This window comes from Grimontia indica (assembly GCF_000333895.2).
Taxonomy (GTDB): domain Bacteria; phylum Pseudomonadota; class Gammaproteobacteria; order Enterobacterales; family Vibrionaceae; genus Enterovibrio; species Enterovibrio indicus.
The window spans coordinates 124,310-142,153 of record NZ_ANFM02000014.1; the positions used below are offsets into that span (position 1 = coordinate 124,310).

The following is a 17,844-nucleotide window of genomic DNA, read 5'->3' on the forward strand; positions in this document are numbered from 1 at the left end:
ACGTTCTCCTGTCGCTTATGCATTAAAGAAAGCAAGAAGGGTGCCAAAATGCAATATTGTAGAATTACAACAAGTTAGTGCAAGAAATGAGCAGATTGAGGAGAGAGATAAGAATAATTCTGGGAAAAGAATTGCCGCCCGGTCGCCGAGCGGCAAAAGAACACATATAGCGATTAACGAATCTGGAGAATCGTCTGTTGCATCTGGTTACCTACTTCCAGCGAGCGTGAGTTCGCTTGGAAGTTGCGCTGTGCGGTAATCAAGTCCACCAGCTCTTGGGTCATGTCGATGTTTGACTGCTCGATAGTACCGCTTTTCACTTTACCGAACGCGCCTTGCATCGCCTCACCCCACACGGCTTCACCAGATTGCTGGGTCACTTTCCACTGGGTATTACCCGCTTGAGAAAGACCTTGCTGGTTAGATACACGAACCATCGCCACTCGGCCCAGCGCAACGTTTTCGCCGTTACTGTAGGTCGCCATGATGGTGCCTTTCGGATCGATATCCACTTTCGCCAGGTAGCCCGTGGTTGCGCCATCTTCCGTGAACTTACGCATTTCAAACGGTGAGGCGTACTGCGTTGGCTCTTCAAAGTTAATTGTCAGCGCCTGCGAACCGTCTGCACCGTTCATTTCAAGGCCAGCACCGTTAGGACCAAACTCTACGGTCTGGATTGGCGCGCCATTGTTTACGGTATTCACTGAACCATCGCTGTTGAATTCAATCGAGTGACCGACCTGACCGGTTGCACTGGTGAATTCACCGCCGGTCAGACTCAGCGGCTTTTCACCGGTCGCGTCTGTTGCCGTGTAGTAAACAGCCCACTTGTTCGGTGTCACGTTATCTTTGACGTAGTAAGTGGTCAGTTTGTATGGCTGACCCAGTGAGTCAAAGATCGTGGCTGATGTCGATTTGTTGTATGTGTCTGGGTCTTCAGGATTGAATAGCGCTGGATCTTTCTCTGCGCCACCTGCTGGCAGGTTCAAACCAATATCGACATTTTCAGAGGCGCGTGGCTGACCAAACTGATCTGGCACGTTCAGCGCTTTCGGCTCAAAAGAACCGACTTGCAATGTTTCATTATCAACGTTGTAGCCCAGCAGGAACTGACCCTCTGAGTTAACAATGTTGTTGTTTTTATCAAGGTGGAAAGCACCGTTACGGGTCAACACGTTGTTTTGCGTTGCCAGGTTGTCGTTAGCAACCGCGAAGTAACCGTTACCACTGATACGCAGATCCAGTGGGTTGTTGGTGTAGATACTGGAACCTTCATGGAACTGCTGCGCAACAATCGAGGTTTGCACACCGCTACCTGTGGTGGTCTTTGCGTTCGAGAAGATCGACGCAGAATAAACGTCACCAAACTCAGCACGCGACTCTTTAAAACCAAAAGTGTTGGCGTTCGCAATGTTGTTACTGGTGGTGTTCATGTCTTTTTGAGCTGCCGCCAGGCCACTCAGTGCGATATTTAAAGCCATTGCTGGAACTCCTCTGTCCTTTTAGCTCTTGCTCACGTTGCCAAGGCTGGATGATTTACCTACTTCAAGCACTTCGGTGAGTTTGACCGGAGATGCGTAACCGGCGATGTTCAACATCACGTTACCGTCGCCATTCCCCAATAGAACACTGTTGACGTTCGCGTAGGTGGAAAGCTCAAGATCCTGAGACTTACCATCAATGTTGCCGCTTACGTTGACTTTGTAATTACCTTCCGGCAGTGGGTTGCCGGCATCATCTTTGCCGTCCCACTCAACACGGTGATCCCCTGGAGACTTGGCCCCCATGCTGAAGGTTCTCAGCAACTCGCCACGCTCGTTCTGGATTCGGACAATCACATCGTTCAGGGCCTGTGGCAATTTCACCATACCGGCAATGCCACCTTCCGCTGATTTGAAGCCTTCGTTACCTGGAACCAATACATCCTGACCTACCAGAGAGGATGCCTGCAGCGCTTGACTGGACGTCATGGCCGCGTTCAGGGAACCGAATTGGTCGTTCATTTTGCCGATGCCGTCTACGGTCGCGAATGATGCCATCTGTGCAATCATCTGCTCGTTATCAACAGGCTTGAACGGATCCTGGTTTGCCAACTGCTTGGTCAGCAGTGACAAGAAATCTTCTTGCTTAAGGTCGGTCTGGCCAGTGACTTTCTCGCCAGTATCACCACGCTCAGCACGTTGCTTTTCTTGCAGCGCTTTTAGCTGGTCGATGTAGCTACCGCCACCTGCTCCGCCTGCGCCGTCAATAGGATTCATAGTGCCGTACTCCTACCTTATTTGCCCATTTGTAGTGTGCGCATCAGCATTTGTTTGCTCGCTTCTGCCACTTCTACGTTGGTTTGATAAGAACGGGATGCCGAAATCATGTTGGCCATCTCTTCCATCACATTGACATTGGGCTTGTAAATATAGCCTTCCGCATTTGCCATTGGGTGTTCAGGGTTATATTCCGCACGCAGCGGCTTCTGACTTTCAACAATGCCTGCAACACGAACCGGTACGCTGTCGCCTTGCTGGTATTTATTTAACTCTGCGGCGAACACAGGGTGACGTGCTTTGTACGTCTCTGCTGCTGAGCTGCTCACTGAGTTAGCGTTTGCCAGGTTACTGGATGTGGTGTTGAGTCGAACGGACTCTGCACTCATGGCAGAACCGGTCACATTGAACACATTAAAAAGACTCATCCATTATTCCCCTTTCAGTGCCTTGGACATGTTTTTGAACTTGGAGCCAAGGAAATCCAATGACGCTTGATACTCAAGGGCATTTTGCATGAACAGGTTACGTTCTACCTGCGCATCAACGGTGTTGCCGTCGCCGGTATCAGGCTGGTTTGGAATGCGGTACATTTTCTGGCCGTTCACCTGAGAGGTGGCAGGGATATGCCGCTCGTTGGTACGACTCAGGCCAAAGTTTGCCCCAGAGGTTGCCGCTTGCAGCGCACGTTCGAAGTCAACATCCTGCGCTTTGTAGCCCGGCGTGTTGGCGTTTGCCAAGTTGCTCGACAGGGTTTCCGCCCTTTGAGCACGCACACCCACAGTGTGTTGATGAACGCCAAGCGCTTTGTCGAATGATATCGCCATACGGCACCTCCAAAAATCTTCTACCGGATAATTTGCAAGTAAGATGCCAACTTTAAAATATCATTCACCAAAGGTGTTAGCATCTATAAAATCATAAACTTAGTAGTATCCGGCTATTTGTTAAGCGGCAACGCGCTTTTCAATAGATACAAAAAAAGCGGCAACTTCTGTGCCGCTTTTCCGAGACGTAGGTAAAACCTACTTTAATTTATAGATGATACCGGGGTTACAACGGATCATATCAAATCTGTCTGTCAGCCCCGTCAGGGATTCTGATGCACCCAGCAACAGATAACCGCCTGGGTTCAGGCTACCCGCCATCTGGTTCAACACTTTGGATTTCATGTCAGGTGAGAAGTAAATCAACACGTTACGACAAAAAATAATGTCAAACTTGCCCAGCATGCCATAGCTTTCCATCAAGTTTTGTGGCTTGAAGGTCACCATGCGTTTGAGCGTGTCTTTAACCTTCATTCGCCCTTCGCCGGCATCTTCAAAGAACTGACGTTTGCGTTCCGGTGACAGGCCTCGGCTCAATGCCAGGTTGTCGTAAATACCGGTGCGGCAATTTTCGAGCATGGTGGAAGAAATATCTGTTGCGGTGATAGCCACATTTCCCAACATACCCGGCTTCTTTTGCTGCACTTCCTGAATGGTCATGGCAATCGAATAAGGTTCTTGTCCGGATGAGCTTGCCGCTGACCAAATTTTGATTGGCCTTTTGCTTTCTGCCACTTCTGGCAAGAGACGGTTGGCGAGCACCTCAAACGGATAGGAATCCCTGAACCACAAGGTTTCGTTTGTGGTCATGGCATCAATGGCTGAGACAGCCAGATCGCGGTTACGGTTTGTAAGAACAAGCTGAAACAGTTCAGTCATTGAAGCAAGCTTGTATCGCGTTAGCAGAGGGCTGAGTCGGCTTCTAACAAGATATTGCTTGCTATCACCTAGAACAATGCCACATTTGCTTTCGAGGTACTTACAAAAATCACGATACTCTTGTTCTGTTATCGCTATATTCGTCATGGATTAGTTTTCTTGACCTTTACCTTTCACCGCGTTCATTACGGCTTCGCCGAGTTCATCTGGGTCGAACTTCGGAATGAATGCATCTGCCCCAACTCGCTGTACCATCGCTTCATTGAAGACACCACTGAGCGACGAGTGCAATACTACATGAAGATCTTTGAGGTTAGGATCTTTTTTGATTTCAGTCGTTAAGGTGTAACCGTCCATCTCTGGCATCTCGATATCAGAGATGACAAGTGCAAGATCATTGATGGTGCCTTCCGCCGCCATACCCTGCAATTTATCGAGTGCATCTCGTCCATCATGCGCCAAAACAACGTTGTAGCCAATGGTTTCTACTGCACGCTTCACCTGACGACGAGCCACACTTGAATCGTCAGCAACCAACACGGTAGTTGGATCTGTACCGCCTTCCTCAAACACAGGTTTGTTCGCCAGCACTTCTTCACTGATGTCTTCGTTCACTGGCGATATCTGATTCAGAATTTTTTCTACGTCAAGAATCTCCACCAGCTCACCTTCGATTTCAGTCACCGCGGTCAGATAGTTAGAACTGCCGGTACCTTCTGGTGGTGGCAAGATAGATTCCCAGTGCATATTCACAATTCGCTCTACTGAACCCACCAAGAATCCCTGCGTTGAGCGGTTGAACTCTGAAATGATGATAAAGCGGTTTTCTGGGTCTGTGATCGGCATGCCGCCTGTTGCCAGACTCATGTCGATAACTGAAATGGTTTGTCCGCGGATGTGTGCCACCCCTTTAACCAGCGGATGTAAATTTGGCATGGAAGTCAGCTTCGGGCACTGGAGTACTTCCTTTACTTTAAAAACGTTGATGCCGTAACGCTGCTTACGCATCAAACGAAAGGTCAACAGCTCTAAGCGGTTTTGTCCGACCAGTTGCGTACGCTGATTGACCGTATCAAGAATCCCCGACATAAGATAAACTCCATATTGCCCTGTTTTTGTTATCGCATTGCAGCAAACATCTTCGTTTTCACCCGCATTCTTGGCATGCGAATTGAAGGAATCACTGCATCTAAATTCACCATACTAACCAATATGTGACATATGTGTTATCAACGATTAGTCTGGCTCTTTATCGGCACGTTTCTCTATAGCTTTAGCTCAATTATAGCCGCTGCACCATTAAGTCAACTCGATGCAGTAAAAGAAGCCGCAGAAGTGCATGTAGAATCTCTGATCACCGCCCCCGAATATGGAAAGCTTGAGGTTCAGGCAACCAATCTGGACAGTCGCCTACAGCTATCTCACTGCCCTTCACCATTAAAGGCTGATGTCCCAGGCAGGCAATCTCTCAATAAGAGTGTCACGGTGATGGTGAGCTGTGAAGAAGATGGCTGGCAAGTATATGTGCCTGTGCAAATTAAACTGCTCACGCCCGTCGTCGTCGCTCGTCGTCCCTTGGACAGGGGCATAACGATCTCCCACGATGACTTGATTGTGCAGCTGGTCGATGCGCGCTTTCAACGCGGACAAACCTACACTGATGGCGCAACCATTGTAGGCTCACGTATCAAACGCGTTGTGGGTATTGGCGAGCCCATCAACGGCAATGATATCTGTATGGTCTGCCGTAATGACGAAGTGATTATTACTGCGTCCGGTAGTGGACTGAATATCATTGCAAAAGGAACAGCATTAAGTGACGGTGCTCTCGGTGAGCAAATTAAAGTCCGTAACAGCAAATCCAATCGAATAGTCGATGGTACAATTACTGCTGTCGGTCAAGTCATCGTTAAATTCTAATTTAATGCAATTAAGTGCTAAAGTTCATATTAATGCGGCCGATACTGTGAGCAACAGAAGGTTCGGACAAAGATAAGGCTTTATTATGGCAAGTATCGATCATCTGCGTTCTGGTCAGCCATTGAGCACGAACAGAAGCAACCAAAGTAAGACGCAAAGCACTGCCGCGGAAAGCGGTAATGCTGGCGAAGTACGCAATCATCGCGGGGATGCATTCTCTATGAGTGATGAGAGCCGCGCAATTGGTGCACTCAATCAGCAAATGGCGAGCGAAGCCCATTTTGACAGCGCTAAGGTAGCAGCAATTAAAGCCGCTATCGCTAACGGCTCATACAAAGTGGATGCAGACCGACTGGCTGCAAACATCATGAAGCACGAAGACGATCTTCGTGGAATGAAGTAATTCGTCATGTCTGAAGTACTCTCTTTTGAGCAACTTCTTCAGGCACAAGCTGAGAATGTTAACGCGCTGCTTGAAGTCATGGACAACGAAACCTCGGCCATTGCCTCCCGAAAGGCAGCCGACATAAACGCGTGCGCGAAGCAAAAACTCACTCTGATTCAAAACATCCAGCTACGAGATGCCCAACTGGCAAAATGTCCCGAGCTTCAATCACCTTCTGAAGAAAGCATCGCGGTTATCTCGAGCATCAAAACGTCCCTTGAAAAGTGCCACCAGTTAAATGACGCCAACGGTGTTGCACTTCAGCGTGCTCAACTTAGCATGCACAAGCTTCGTAACCTGTTCCAGGAAGCAGCAGGGAAAAATGAAATGACTTATGACAGCGAAGGTCATGCATCAGGCAGCCGAACACTAGGCACTAATGTTAAAGCCTGATCCTCAAGCATGAATCCAAAAAGAAAGCCGCTCTACTGAGCGGCTTTCTTTTTATCCAATGTCTATCTTCTAGAAAATAATCGAGTCATCTCTAGGCACATGATGGGATTCACCATAATCTGACATCTTCTTCATTTTACGCAGATTCAGCTGAAGTTCAGTGACATAGCTGTCACCCACTTTGTAACTGGCAATCACTTCTGCCGCACGGATAATGCCATCTGATGCACCATGGGTTCTATCCTGCCCCAATTGCTGATCCTCCACCTGGGTCAAACCACTCACGCGAATGCCGTACACTTGCTCAGACAGCTCTTTATAAGCTTCTAGTTTCGACGCTCTCATGGCACGGAACTGTTTTTCCTCTTCCGTTTCGCCACGTTGCGCGCTAATAGATGCCGTGCCTACCGCTGTCAAAATGTCATCTGAGCGAATAGTGGTAATAGGTTGGCAAGCGGTCAACATCAATAGCATTGCCAGAGTTAGCCAAGTTTTCATATTCACTCCAGAATTACGGTTTCAAGATAATGGTGTCAGTAGAATGTTTACGCTGATCGCCACGGATGATCACGCCATCTTCAATGCGAACTTTACGTAAGGTATCGATGTCGCGGCCAATTCTGTCCGCTGGGAGGAAGCCCTGTGCCGATGCGACTACTACACGAGAACGCATACCAACGATGCGAGCATTAACCAGTACACCGCCACCTTGGCGCAGCATGGTGCCAGTAAGCACGTAATCGATTTGCTGCTCTGGGTGTAACTCTTTCCAATCACGGCTTAGTGAAAAATCACCGTCTTTGGTTACCCGGATGGTGCCGGTATTTTTGAAGTCAATGACGGTAAAGCCGCGTCGCTGCATCTGGTAAATCATGCCTTCAGTCACGGAGTTCCCCAGCCAGTTGGTTTCATCCATCTCTTCAACATCGACAAAAGACACAATCGCCATCGGCGTTCGGGCAGTCAGGTAGTTGTTGGTCTCCAGCAACTCTTCCGCCAAACCGTCCATAAAGTAATCCAATGTGTGTCTTGGGGTTTGCTGCAACAGGAACTGGCTACCCGAATACGGTTCTTTACCGTTGTAAATCGGGTTATAGGCGCAAGATACGGTTGCTAGACTGAGTAATATCACTATCCAGTTTTTCATTGTCGTCTGGCTCCGGACACGATTTCGGACTGACCTGTTACATCTAGGGCAAAAGCCCAGTCCACTGTTCATCCCTATTTCGGGAACATTATTTGCATTGAGTGGCTATATTCTCGCTTTATTGGCTAACCACCTTGCCGCTTTTTCAGCGATGTTATCTGGTCTAGCAATTTTTATACCTACTATTGGAAACCAAGGTTATGCGCAAAAGAATTCTTAAGCCTCTCTTCGCTTGTATCGCGCTGGCATCAGCCTCTGTTAACGCTGCGTGGTACGAAGTGACTGGGGTTAGCACGGTTTTGGAAAGCAAAGAGCAGGCAAGAGAAAGAGCCTTGGAAGATGCGATTTATCAGGCATTAAAATTCTCCGGTGCAGATATTGCCGGCCTGACAAGTATTCGCCCTTACCTGAAAGAAGCGAAAAACGACTATCTGTTCAGTGGTGATGAAATCCGCCACATTCAGGTAGTGGAAACCAAGGAAAAAGGCGGCGTCATGAAATTGACAGCCCGCATCGATATCTACCCAACGGCAAATGCTTGCCACAAGCATCAATACAAAAAAGGCCTGGTCATGGGCCGTTTCGATATTGTTTCTCCACAACACGCGGCGTTGGGCGGCATCTTTCAATTTGGCGATGACTTTACCGTTTTGCTTCAGCGCCAATTTGAAACCCAGGCACAAAGCTTTGTTGTTCAGGGTATTACGCCTTATTCAATTTCTCCGACTCAGCCTGATGTTGCCACTATGGTGGCGGAAGATACTGGTGCACAGTATCTGTTAGTGGGCACGATTACTGATATGACGGCAACCATTGATCAAAAAGTACTGAGAAAAGATCAGACAAACCGTCAACTGGCATTGTCAATTGATGTGATTGATGGGAAATCCGGTGAGGTGATTTATCAAAATATCTACCGCGACATCGCTACCTGGCCATTTGAACGACACAGTAAAGTCGATACAAAAACAGCACGTTTCTGGGCTTCGCCCTATGGCGAAATGGCACAGCGAATGAGCCGCAATATTTTGTTGGATCTAGAAAGTAACCTTGCGTGCAGAGCGACAACCCCAGAGATCGTCTCGATCAACGGTCAAACTGGGCAAATCAATGCCGGTCGTATTCATGGCGTGAAACATGGAGACGAACTGGCGCTATGGCACAACGCCTCTTTCACTGACCAATATGGCATTCACCGTACCCAAATGAAAAAAAGCGCCATTGGCCTGTCAGTGACCCGTGTTTACGAGAGTTCTGCGGAAGTTGCGGTGTCTCCTGTCGAGCTGGGTTCTAGCATTCAGATCGGCGATTTGGTGACCAAATACACTCAGTAACTTCTTTAAAGCCTTAACGTTACGGCACAATTGGGTATACTAAACACTCGGCGTTGATATTCTCCACATCAGCGCCAACGCTCCCATAGCTCAACAGGATAGAGCAGTCGCCTCCTAAGCGATCGATCGGGGTTCGAGTCCCTGTGGGAGCGCCATTTTTAATGTCACCAACACCACTAGTTCACTCCTTTTCTTCCAGCTTGTGTCAATTTACAGCCTTTTGCAGATATAAAAAAACGCCTGCAAGGCAGGCGTTTTTTGTCATTCAATTCGCAATCAATTATTTGATAGTGAAAGGAATTGTCAGAGTAACTTTGATGTCGCTCTCGTCTTGGAACAGGTTGGTGTATGGTGCCCAGTTACCTGCATCAGTGTCGTTCACGTATTCGGTGTAGTACATACCCAGGTTTGCACCTTGCAACGCACCGTTTTGGATTGCGTAGTTAGCAAATACACTACCTGCGTATTCGAACAGGTCATCGGCACCTGCTACGTCAGTAGATGCCATACCGAATGCACCGCTGATACCAGCGCTGAAGCCAGGAGCACCCAGATCAGTGAAGTCACGCGCTACAGAAGCAAACGCCGCAAATTCGCCGTCGTGGTTGAAGTCAGAACGGTTGTTCCACCAGATGTCATAAGTACCGTTTGAGCCGCCGTATGCTTTAGTCAGACGGTAGGACATGTTACCAATCAAAGATGCATCTTTGTCTTCAGCAACGGTGTAAGTTGCTTCTGCACGAACATTGTACGCACCGAAAGATTTAGCAGAAAGGAACGCCAGCTGGAATGCAGTACTGTCAAACTGACCGTCATCTTCTACAACATACAGTTGTGGAGACAAGTACAGGCCGCCGTCAGTAGTGTACTTCACTTTAACGTGAGCGTTTTTACGGTCGCCATCAGTCAGGCCAGCGTAAGCAACGTCTAACAGAAGGCCGTTGTCAAAGGTGTAACGACCACCGATTGAGTACGCATCACCCGCATCAGTTTTACCGTCTGCTTCGCGGAAACCGTAAGTGTCTTTGAACCACGGAGCCTTGTATTCAGTAGCGTAGACGAAACCTAGTTGCAGGTTATCTTGATTGTAGCCAATTTCACCACCAGTGTAGCTACCCGCCGCGTATGACCAGTTCACACCAATCGCACCAGGTACGGAAGGTTGGAACCAACCAGCTTTCGCTGTCACGCTGTCGCCGAACTTAAATTTAGCAGCTGCAGTTTGCACAGCAACGCCATTGTCAGTACAGCCTGAATCCCATGTACCTTCACAGCCAGTGTTAGCATCTGGTTGCATGTCATATGGGTTGTTAACGTTCCAGAAGTTCATCTCATGGTCAGGGCTACCATTGTTGTATAGATCGAATGTGCTATACACGTTCAGATCCAAACCAGCAACGTCGCCAACATAGCCAGACGCGAAGCCCAGGTTCATCATTACTGAACCATGGTCTAGGTTAGTGGTTTTAGGTGTATCTTGACCGGTAGCTGAATCAAAGCCGCCACGAGTACGGTCGCGGAACCAAAAGTTAATGCCGCCAGAGATAGATGAATCTTCAAAGAAGCCTTCAGCTTGAGCAGTCGGTGCAGTAATCATTGATGCGCCAGCGATTACACCTACAACCGCCATGCTCAGCATAGAGCGTTTAAACAGTTTTTCCATGGAATACTCCTAAAATTTCAATTTAAACCGATGGGGAGTTCGTCACTCTTAGTTGGCCGCCGAGAGCAACGACACCGGTGTATTTATTGATTTAATGTATCAACGAGTCGAAAGCTTAATTCGTAACGATAAAAAAAAAATCTGAGACTGCGGGAACTTTGAAATGCCTCAAAATTAAAATATAAAACAATATATATCCAAATATATCAATGACTTAGATTGGTTAAAAAAACATAAAAAAGACACACTCTTTAGCTTTATCAGAGTGCACCTGATCTTGATCACGCAAACCAAAAGAAAAAGGAGCCTTATCCTCAAAAAGAGAAATAGATAAAGCGTCATATATTGATCTGATTCTCATTTCTTTCTGATGAAAATCACACTTATTCAACCTATCAGCAAAGAAAAAGCCCCTGAAGAAATCAGGGGCTCAATGGTTATGAGTCCAATTCTCGATTGTTGTTACTGAGCTTCACGCTGTGCGATAAACTCTAAAGCTTGTTTGATACGGGAAACAACACGAGCTTTACCAATCAGATTCATTACCGCATCAACTGATGGTGACTGACCCTGGCCTGTTACCGCAACACGAAGTGGCATACCCACTTTACCCATCCCTAACTCGAGCTCACTGCAAACGTCAGCGATAAGTTGGTGGAGGTTTTCAGTGTTCCACTCTTCAATAGACTCAGCTTTACTTAGTGCCAACTCTAAAGCTTCTTTTGCCACAGGACGAAGATGCTTTTTCGCAGCACCCGCTTCAAACTCTTCGAAGTCTTGATAAAAATAGCGACATTGTTCAGCCAGTTCGATCAGAGTGTTGCATCGCTCACCAACAAGCTTTATCACATCAGTGATAGCCGGGCCGTTACTAACATCAATCTCTTTAGCATCAAGATGCCACTGCAGGTATTTCGCTACATAATCTGGCTCAGACGTCTTGATGTAATGATTGTTCAACCAAAGCAGTTTATCTGTGTTGAATGCAGATGCTGACTTACTAACCGACTCAAGATTAAACAACTGAATCATTTCATCTAGAGAGAAGATTTCCTGATCACCGTGAGACCATCCCAAGCGAACAAGGTAATTCAGCAGTGCCTGTGGAAGGTAACCGTCATCTCGGTACTGCATCACACTCACTGCGCCATGGCGTTTAGAGAGCTTCGCGCCGTCATCACCCAGAATCATTGAGCAATGTGCGAACTCTGGTACTGCCGCACCAATGGCTTTGTAAATGTTGATTTGGCGAGGAGTATTGTTGATGTGATCTTCACCACGAACAACCTGAGTAATACCCATATCCCAGTCATCAATGACCACACAGAAATTGTATGTCGGGCTACCATCAGTTCGGCGGATAATCAGATCATCTAACTCACTGTTTGCAATTTCGATACGGCCACGAATTTTGTCATCAAAAACCACAGAGCCTTCTTTAGGGTTTCGGAAACGAATACAAAATGGTGAGTCTTCTGTCGCCGCTTCATTCGCTGCGACCACTTTAGGATGGCCTGCATCATAACGCGGCTTTACACCGGCAGCCATTTGCTCTTCGCGGATTTCATCCAGCAGCTCTTTTGGCGCATAACATTTGTATGCTTTATCTTCTGCTAGTAACTGATCAACAACTTCGTTGTAACGATCAAAGCGCTTGGTTTGATAGTACGGACCTTCATCCCAATCAAGTCCCAGCCACTCCATGCCTTCAATGATGGCATCGATAGCTTCTTGGGTTGAGCGCTCTAGGTCAGTGTCTTCGATACGAAGAACAAATTCACCACCAGTGTGTTTGGCACAGAGCCAAGAATACAGTGCAGTACGCGCACCACCTACATGCAAGAAGCCTGTTGGGCTTGGAGCAAAACGAGTTTTAACAGTCATGTTAATCCTATAACGTTCAGCGTGATTGAATAGAACGGAGGGATTTCCGATAGGGCGCTATTGTATGCTGTGAGCGCAGTCAGGACAACGTCTGAAAGTTTCTGGGCGGCTGCCTTTCAAAAGGAAAATTAGGGATGAGAAATAGGAAAGCCCCGATCGGGACATCGGGGCTTTCAAAGCATATGGATGAGAAGGTTACATCTCATATTTATATGGGGCTGGCACTTCTCCGCCTCGGCCTCTACAAAGAACGGGAGGCATCATTGTTGATTCACCGTTGATAATGCATGGTCTTTCCCAGAGAGTAGGGCCAGCTTTTGAGCTACTCGCTTGGGCTGCTCCCATACTTGAAGCCAAAATCACAGATAACATCACAACTGTTTTTAAAATACGCATCTAAATTTCTCCTATTGCGTGATATTGCTCGCAATTTGAGAATAGAACAGGTTGTTTTTTTTGTGACAAAAATAAGCATTTTTTTTTTCTTTTCAAATCAGGTGATTAATTCCAGCCAGCCTCACAATGTGGAGCATTATCGACAAATACAAAAAGCCCCCGCAAGTGCGAGGGCTTTCCATTAGGCGTAATTCTTACAGGAAGTTGTAAGGGATGATTACTTGCAGACGGAAGTCCTGGCGAGCGTAATCTGAGTTGTCTTTCATGTCGCGCTCAAGGTGAGTCGCGTGGAAACGAATGGTAGAACCTTTCAGTGAACCATTTGGTACAGAGTAACCGATAGTACCGTTAACTGCGTACTCAGCGTCAAAATCAACTTGCTCTTCGCTGATGTCAGACAGAGCTACACCTGCGTAGGCAAACCAACCTTCACCCAGGTCGAAGTTGAAGCGGTTGTACCAAGCGATTTGGCTGTCTTGGTTCCAGTCTGACAGTGCATCCCACCACTGCTGCCAAGTACCGTTGTTCGAACCGTATGCACGAACAGTACGTGGAGAGAACTCTGCAGAGTTCTTGGTGTGAGTGTAACGAACTTGAGAGTCCCACTTCACATCACCCAGAGGCATTGCGAACTGGATACCATGGTGAGCACCAAGACCATCGTAAGTAGACTTGTCGTTTACAGCGTAGATACCGTAACCCAGGCTCCAACCGTCAGCAGCGTAGTTAAACTTAGCTGCGTAAGAAGTAGAGCTATCGTCTGAGCCACCGTTTGCCAGGTTAGCTTGACCAACACCCAGGTCTACAGAAACATCACCAACAGCACCAACAAGACCTACAGAGTGAAGGAAGTCAAACGCTTGTTTTTCTTGTGGTGTTCTTTGAACAGTTTCCCACCAAGGTGCAGTGTGTTGATCTGCAAAACCGTAGCCCAGAGTCCAGCCGTTCAGGTCAACGAATGCTTTACCACCGCGGTAAGTACCTGGTACGAAAGACCAAACGTTACCGATGGTACCAACACCCATTTGGGTCAGGCCGATGTCACCGCGAATAGAATCAGTTTTAAACTTGATTGCAGCTTTAGTCGCCTTGAAAGTACCTTGAGTGTCTTGACCACCCCAGCCGTCACACAGAACGATTTCGTTACATGCGCCGTTGTTGTAAAGAGAACCACCCAGGTAACCACCAAGGTCAACGCCAATCGCACCAGCATAACCAGATGAGAAGTTAACACCTAAGTTCCAATCGCTGTAGTTGAGGTTTTCAGTCCACTCAGCGTCTGCACCAATTTTACGGTGGCGGTAGCGCGTGTCAGAAACAACAACAGTCGACAAAGAAGCGCCTTCAAGAAACTCATTCAGTTTCTCTACGTACTGATCACCAGCTGCACTTTCAGTAGCAGCTTGTGCTGGCATTGCCGCAACACCTAGGATTGCTGCAGTCAAAGCAGACACTTTGAAAATGGTTGAACGTTTTTCCATGGAAAATAACTCCTAAAAGGGATTTTTCAGAATTCCGAATCATCGCCGTTATGGTTGGCCGCCGTAGCAATGACTCGTTTATTCGATTTTCTAAAACGACTCAATTTCATCGCTTTAGATTTTTTGTCACCGATTGAACTCTCCCTCAACCGATGAGTCTCAGACTACTTTCACCTGAAAAAACATCAACGAGAACTTTATTTGTTATTAAAAAAATATGACTCGGTGCAAAGTTCCATCCATGTTCGTGATCGAGATCCCTTATTTAGACAAATACATAAAAATAAAAACATAAGACATTAAAAAACAACCACTTGTAATTATTTGCGGTCAGTAAAAATACTAAAAAACACTGTATTGAGATCGTTATCACATATTCATTTTCGAGACATAAAAATGAATTTCCAGTCGTTTTAATGGTCAAATTTCACCTCGTGAAATATCTGAATTGGATCGCAAAAGCGCTAGGGGCGGGGCATAAAAAAACGCCAGCATGATGCTGGCGTTTGTGGAGGATTGGTATTTAATGAAATTAACGTGACAGCAATCTCACCATTCCGTCTTCATCCAGAATTTCAATGCCAAGTTGCTGGGCTTTAGCCAACTTAGAGCCGGCGGCTTCACCAGCAATCAAGAGATCGGTTTTTGCAGAAACGCTGCCCGTCACTTTCGCACCTAACGCTTGAAGGGCTGCCTTTGCATCATTGCGGGACATTTGTGAGAGGGTTCCTGTCAGAACAACAATTTTACCCGCCAATGGTTGAGGTTCATTTTCGTCTCGCTGTTCAATGGCAGGCCAGGTAATACCACTTTCCAGCAAGGCATCAATCACTTCTTTGTTGTGCTCTTCATTAAAGAAATTCACCACATGTTTAGCGACAATGATGCCCACATCCTGCACTTCGACTAACTGTTCTTCTTTCGCTTCTCGAATCGCGTCGAAGGTGAAGAAGTGGTTCGCCAGGTTTGCTGCCGTTGCCTCTCCTACTTCCCTGATGCCTAGAGAGTAAATAAAGCGAGCCAGTGTGGTTTCTTTAGCTTTAGCCAGTGCATCCACGAGGTTTTGTGCGGATTTTGGCCCCATACGGTCGAGCATGGTCACTTGACCCGCTGTAAGCTTGAACAAATCCGCGGGTGTGGTGATCAGCTCTTTTTCAATTAGCTGCTCAACTATCTTGTCGCCAAGCCCATCGATATCCAGTGCTTTTCGGGAAGAAAAGTGCTTAATAGCCTCTTTGCGTTGTGCACGGCAAATCAAACCACCGGTACAGCGAGCAACTGCTTCTCCTTCAACGCGTTCAACATGAGATTGGCAAACTGGACAAGCATCTGGGAAAACCACATCTTTTGCATCATCAGGGCGACGGCTATCCACTACGCTGACGATTTGTGGGATCACATCACCAGCACGGCGAATAATGACGGTATCGCCAATTTTTACGCCAAGACGTGCGATCTCATCAGCGTTATGAAGTGTGGCGTTGGAAACGGTTACCCCACCGACAAACACGGGCTCCAGCTTAGCAACCGGCGTAATAGCACCGGTACGGCCAACCTGAAATTCGACATCTTGCAGTACTGTGATTTCTTCCTGAGCAGGGAACTTATAGGCAATGGCCCAGCGCGGTGCTCGGGCGACGAAACCTAAACGCTCTTGGGTATCAATGGCGTCAACTTTGATCACCACACCGTCAATTTCATACGGCAAGTCATTGCGACGCGCGCCGATATCTTGATAGTAAGCTTTGACGTTTTCGATGCCTTCGACTTTTTTGACTTCTGGACTGAGTGGAATGCCCCAGATTTTCAGTTGTTCTAAACGACCGATATGGGAATCACCAAACACTTCGGACATCACACCCACTGAGTAGGCATAGAAACGAAGGGGACGGGTTGCGGTAATTTTTGGATCTAGCTGACGAAGGCTTCCAGCCGCGGCATTGCGAGGGTTCGCAAATGCTTTTTCACCTTTTTTGATGTTTTTTTCGTTAAGTTTTTCAAAGCCTTCCTTAGGCATAAAGACTTCGCCACGCACTTCCAAACGCTGAGGCCAGCCTTCCCCTTGAAGCTGCAAGGGAACATTGCGGATGGTACGGACATTGTGAGTGATGTTCTCCCCCGTAGCACCGTCACCACGGGTAGCGGCTTGCACCAGAACACCATTCTCATACATCAAGCTCACTGCCAGGCCATCCAGCTTAGGTTCACAGCTGAAAATAAAATCACCTGAGATGTTTAGCCTGTCCTTCATGCGCTTTTCAAACGCTTCTAGCTCTTCATCATCAAAGGCGTTATCCAGAGACAACATTGGAATTTCGTGGCGAACTTGCTCAAACGCACCCAATGGTGCACCACCAACACGCTGGCTTGGTGAATCTGCCATCACTAGCTCTGGGTGCTCAGCTTCTATCGCCAGCAACTCCTGCATCATGCGATCATATTCCGCATCCGGAAGTTCGGGTTTGTCTTCGACGTAGTAAAGGTGGCCGTGATAGTTAAGCTGCGTTTTCAGCGACTGCAGTTTTTGTTGAATTTCCGTGGTCATCAATGCTGCCTAGTTTGCTTCACCACTTTTTAGTGGCTTGGATATTGAGAATGTGAGCCAGTATACCCGAACTCCCACAAGGCGCGAAAATACCGCTTGTTGATAGTGCATCCATGCGATTATGATGCTGTCAGATTTATCATTGAGTGACACCATGAAGGGTAACGCATTAAGACACAACGGCAGTTTGGGCACTTTGCTCACGTTGCTGCTTGTCTTTTTTTCGCTGCCATCATTCGCGGCAGACTCTGTCGACACACACAGCGCTCACTCAAACTGTCTGGTGGTCACTCACCATGAAGCGCAAACTTCATCACAAGATGCGCTCACTTCATTAAATGCTGAGCACCGGGCGCCCGCCAAATCGCTAACACCAAGCCTATCCACCTTACTCAGAAACGGCTCATGGCTGCCAGAAAGGCTTGCCAACACTGAACCTGAATATGAGCTGGTTATCGAGCTGGCAAACGTTGCCACTTTGCTTGATTACTATCATTACGACGACACATTCAGCCACTGGCACGACTGGACTCGCTCTCCCCCAGCGACCAGACACCGTATCGCTGGCTGGAAAGATTCCAACCTGCAATACCGGTTCATTTCTCAAGCTCAAGCCTGAACTTCAAATCCAAGCTGACTTCCATCGGCGCACTAAACACGCCCACTCACTAA

17 protein-coding genes and 1 tRNA gene are annotated in these 17,844 nt (G+C 47.4%); 6 read left to right on the forward strand and 12 right to left on the reverse strand.

The features are described 5' to 3' along the window. Positions 1 to 173 precede the first annotated feature (173 nt). From flgE to D515_RS08975, 6 genes are all read right to left on the reverse strand, one after another. Entirely contained in the window at positions 174 to 1,481 is a 1,308-nt protein-coding gene (gene flgE, locus D515_RS08950; RefSeq protein ID WP_002537905.1) for a flagellar hook protein FlgE, read from the reverse strand. A gap of 21 nt (positions 1,482 to 1,502) precedes the next feature. Further along, entirely contained in the window at positions 1,503 to 2,258 is a 756-nt protein-coding gene (flgD, locus tag D515_RS08955; protein ID WP_002537906.1) for a flagellar hook assembly protein FlgD, read from the reverse strand. Positions 2,259 to 2,275: 17 nt separating this feature from the next. Next, positions 2,276 to 2,686 carry a flagellar basal body rod protein FlgC gene (gene flgC / locus D515_RS08960; RefSeq protein WP_002537908.1) on the reverse strand — a complete coding sequence of 137 codons (411 nt, stop codon included), beginning with the start codon at positions 2,684 to 2,686 and terminating at the stop codon, positions 2,276 to 2,278. A 3-nt stretch (positions 2,687 to 2,689) separates the two neighbouring features. Further along, positions 2,690 to 3,085 (reverse strand): flagellar basal body rod protein FlgB, encoded by a 396-nt coding sequence (flgB, locus tag D515_RS08965; protein WP_002537909.1) that lies wholly within the window; start codon positions 3,083 to 3,085, stop codon positions 2,690 to 2,692. A 198-nt stretch (positions 3,086 to 3,283) separates the two neighbouring features. Next, the gene (locus D515_RS08970) at positions 3,284 to 4,111 is read right to left on the reverse strand and encodes a CheR family methyltransferase (protein WP_002537911.1); all 828 of its coding nucleotides are present in this window, start codon (positions 4,109 to 4,111) and stop codon (positions 3,284 to 3,286) included. Positions 4,112 to 4,114: 3 nt separating this feature from the next. After that, complete coding sequence (locus D515_RS08975) at positions 4,115 to 5,053, reverse strand: chemotaxis protein CheV (RefSeq protein ID WP_002537912.1); 939 nt, start codon at positions 5,051 to 5,053, stop codon at positions 4,115 to 4,117. A 132-nt stretch (positions 5,054 to 5,185) separates the two neighbouring features. Here D515_RS08975 and flgA point away from each other — a divergent pair, with 132 nt between their 5' ends. The 3 genes from flgA (at position 5,186) to D515_RS08990 (ending at position 6,722) form a co-directional block, all read left to right on the forward strand. Then, on the forward strand, positions 5,186 to 5,884 hold the full coding sequence (gene flgA / locus D515_RS08980) for a flagellar basal body P-ring formation chaperone FlgA (protein WP_002537914.1): 699 nt from the start codon (positions 5,186 to 5,188) through the stop codon (positions 5,882 to 5,884). An 85-nt stretch (positions 5,885 to 5,969) separates the two neighbouring features. Further along, positions 5,970 to 6,287, forward strand: coding sequence for a flagellar biosynthesis anti-sigma factor FlgM (gene flgM, locus D515_RS08985; RefSeq protein ID WP_039849825.1), 318 nt, complete (start codon positions 5,970 to 5,972; stop codon positions 6,285 to 6,287). 6 nt (positions 6,288 to 6,293) lie between these two features. After that, entirely contained in the window at positions 6,294 to 6,722 is a 429-nt protein-coding gene (locus D515_RS08990; protein WP_002537918.1) for a flagella synthesis protein FlgN, read from the forward strand. 69 nt (positions 6,723 to 6,791) lie between these two features. Here D515_RS08990 and D515_RS08995 read toward each other — a convergent pair whose 3' ends face one another. Continuing rightward, on the reverse strand, positions 6,792 to 7,220 hold the full coding sequence (locus D515_RS08995) for an LPP20 family lipoprotein (RefSeq protein WP_002537919.1): 429 nt from the start codon (positions 7,218 to 7,220) through the stop codon (positions 6,792 to 6,794). Positions 7,221 to 7,233: 13 nt separating this feature from the next. Then, on the reverse strand, positions 7,234 to 7,869 hold the full coding sequence (locus D515_RS09000) for a FlgO family outer membrane protein (protein ID WP_002537920.1): 636 nt from the start codon (positions 7,867 to 7,869) through the stop codon (positions 7,234 to 7,236). Between the two features lie 200 nt (positions 7,870 to 8,069). Here D515_RS09000 and D515_RS09005 point away from each other — a divergent pair, with 200 nt between their 5' ends. Together D515_RS09005 and D515_RS09010 are read left to right on the forward strand one after the other, a co-directional pair. Then, positions 8,070 to 9,203 carry a flagella assembly protein FlgT gene (locus D515_RS09005; protein ID WP_002537921.1) on the forward strand — a complete coding sequence of 378 codons (1,134 nt, stop codon included), beginning with the start codon at positions 8,070 to 8,072 and terminating at the stop codon, positions 9,201 to 9,203. Between the two features lie 79 nt (positions 9,204 to 9,282). Further along, a tRNA-Arg gene (locus D515_RS09010) sits at positions 9,283 to 9,358 on the forward strand. A 125-nt stretch (positions 9,359 to 9,483) separates the two neighbouring features. On the opposite strand, the gene D515_RS09015 is transcribed toward D515_RS09010, so the two are convergent. From D515_RS09015 to ligA, 4 genes are all read right to left on the reverse strand, one after another. Beyond that, positions 9,484 to 10,866, reverse strand: a complete 1,383-nt coding sequence (locus D515_RS09015; RefSeq protein WP_039849826.1) for an OprD family outer membrane porin — start codon at positions 10,864 to 10,866, stop codon at positions 9,484 to 9,486. A gap of 462 nt (positions 10,867 to 11,328) precedes the next feature. Beyond that, on the reverse strand, positions 11,329 to 12,750 hold the full coding sequence (gltX, locus tag D515_RS09020; protein WP_002537922.1) for a glutamate--tRNA ligase: 1,422 nt from the start codon (positions 12,748 to 12,750) through the stop codon (positions 11,329 to 11,331). A 590-nt stretch (positions 12,751 to 13,340) separates the two neighbouring features. Continuing rightward, positions 13,341 to 14,627, reverse strand: coding sequence for a hypothetical protein (locus D515_RS09025; protein ID WP_002537923.1), 1,287 nt, complete (start codon positions 14,625 to 14,627; stop codon positions 13,341 to 13,343). A gap of 532 nt (positions 14,628 to 15,159) precedes the next feature. Next, the gene (gene ligA, locus D515_RS09030; RefSeq protein ID WP_002537924.1) at positions 15,160 to 17,172 is read right to left on the reverse strand and encodes an NAD-dependent DNA ligase LigA; all 2,013 of its coding nucleotides are present in this window, start codon (positions 17,170 to 17,172) and stop codon (positions 15,160 to 15,162) included. A gap of 154 nt (positions 17,173 to 17,326) precedes the next feature. On the opposite strand from ligA, the gene D515_RS09035 reads away from it, so the two are divergent. Beyond that, positions 17,327 to 17,791 (forward strand): hypothetical protein, encoded by a 465-nt coding sequence (locus D515_RS09035; protein ID WP_051997489.1) that lies wholly within the window; start codon positions 17,327 to 17,329, stop codon positions 17,789 to 17,791. Positions 17,792 to 17,844: the final 53 nt, after the last annotated feature.

Excerpts from the sequence above, each read along its gene's own strand:
- flgD (WP_002537906.1), bottom strand. The coding sequence starts at position 2,258 with ATGAATCCTATTGACGGCGCAGGCGGAGCAGGTGGCGGTAGCTACATC.
- D515_RS09000 (WP_002537920.1), bottom strand. The coding sequence starts at position 7,869 with ATGAAAAACTGGATAGTGATATTACTCAGTCTAGCAACCGTATCTTGC.
- D515_RS09025 (WP_002537923.1), bottom strand. The coding sequence starts at position 14,627 with ATGGAAAAACGTTCAACCATTTTCAAAGTGTCTGCTTTGACTGCAGCA.
- D515_RS08995 (WP_002537919.1), bottom strand. The coding sequence starts at position 7,220 with ATGAAAACTTGGCTAACTCTGGCAATGCTATTGATGTTGACCGCTTGC.
- gltX (WP_002537922.1), bottom strand. The coding sequence starts at position 12,750 with ATGACTGTTAAAACTCGTTTTGCTCCAAGCCCAACAGGCTTCTTGCAT.
- flgC (WP_002537908.1), bottom strand. The coding sequence starts at position 2,686 with ATGAGTCTTTTTAATGTGTTCAATGTGACCGGTTCTGCCATGAGTGCA.
- ligA (WP_002537924.1), bottom strand. The coding sequence starts at position 17,172 with ATGACCACGGAAATTCAACAAAAACTGCAGTCGCTGAAAACGCAGCTT.
- flgM (WP_039849825.1), top strand. The coding sequence starts at position 5,970 with ATGGCAAGTATCGATCATCTGCGTTCTGGTCAGCCATTGAGCACGAAC.
- D515_RS09015 (WP_039849826.1), bottom strand. The coding sequence starts at position 10,866 with ATGGAAAAACTGTTTAAACGCTCTATGCTGAGCATGGCGGTTGTAGGT.
- flgE (WP_002537905.1), bottom strand. The coding sequence starts at position 1,481 with ATGGCTTTAAATATCGCACTGAGTGGCCTGGCGGCAGCTCAAAAAGAC.
- D515_RS08990 (WP_002537918.1), top strand. The coding sequence starts at position 6,294 with ATGTCTGAAGTACTCTCTTTTGAGCAACTTCTTCAGGCACAAGCTGAG.
- D515_RS09035 (WP_051997489.1), top strand. The coding sequence starts at position 17,327 with ATGAAGGGTAACGCATTAAGACACAACGGCAGTTTGGGCACTTTGCTC.
- flgB (WP_002537909.1), bottom strand. The coding sequence starts at position 3,085 with ATGGCGATATCATTCGACAAAGCGCTTGGCGTTCATCAACACACTGTG.
- D515_RS08975 (WP_002537912.1), bottom strand. The coding sequence starts at position 5,053 with ATGTCGGGGATTCTTGATACGGTCAATCAGCGTACGCAACTGGTCGGA.
- D515_RS09005 (WP_002537921.1), top strand. The coding sequence starts at position 8,070 with ATGCGCAAAAGAATTCTTAAGCCTCTCTTCGCTTGTATCGCGCTGGCA.
- D515_RS08970 (WP_002537911.1), bottom strand. The coding sequence starts at position 4,111 with ATGACGAATATAGCGATAACAGAACAAGAGTATCGTGATTTTTGTAAG.
- flgA (WP_002537914.1), top strand. The coding sequence starts at position 5,186 with ATGTGTTATCAACGATTAGTCTGGCTCTTTATCGGCACGTTTCTCTAT.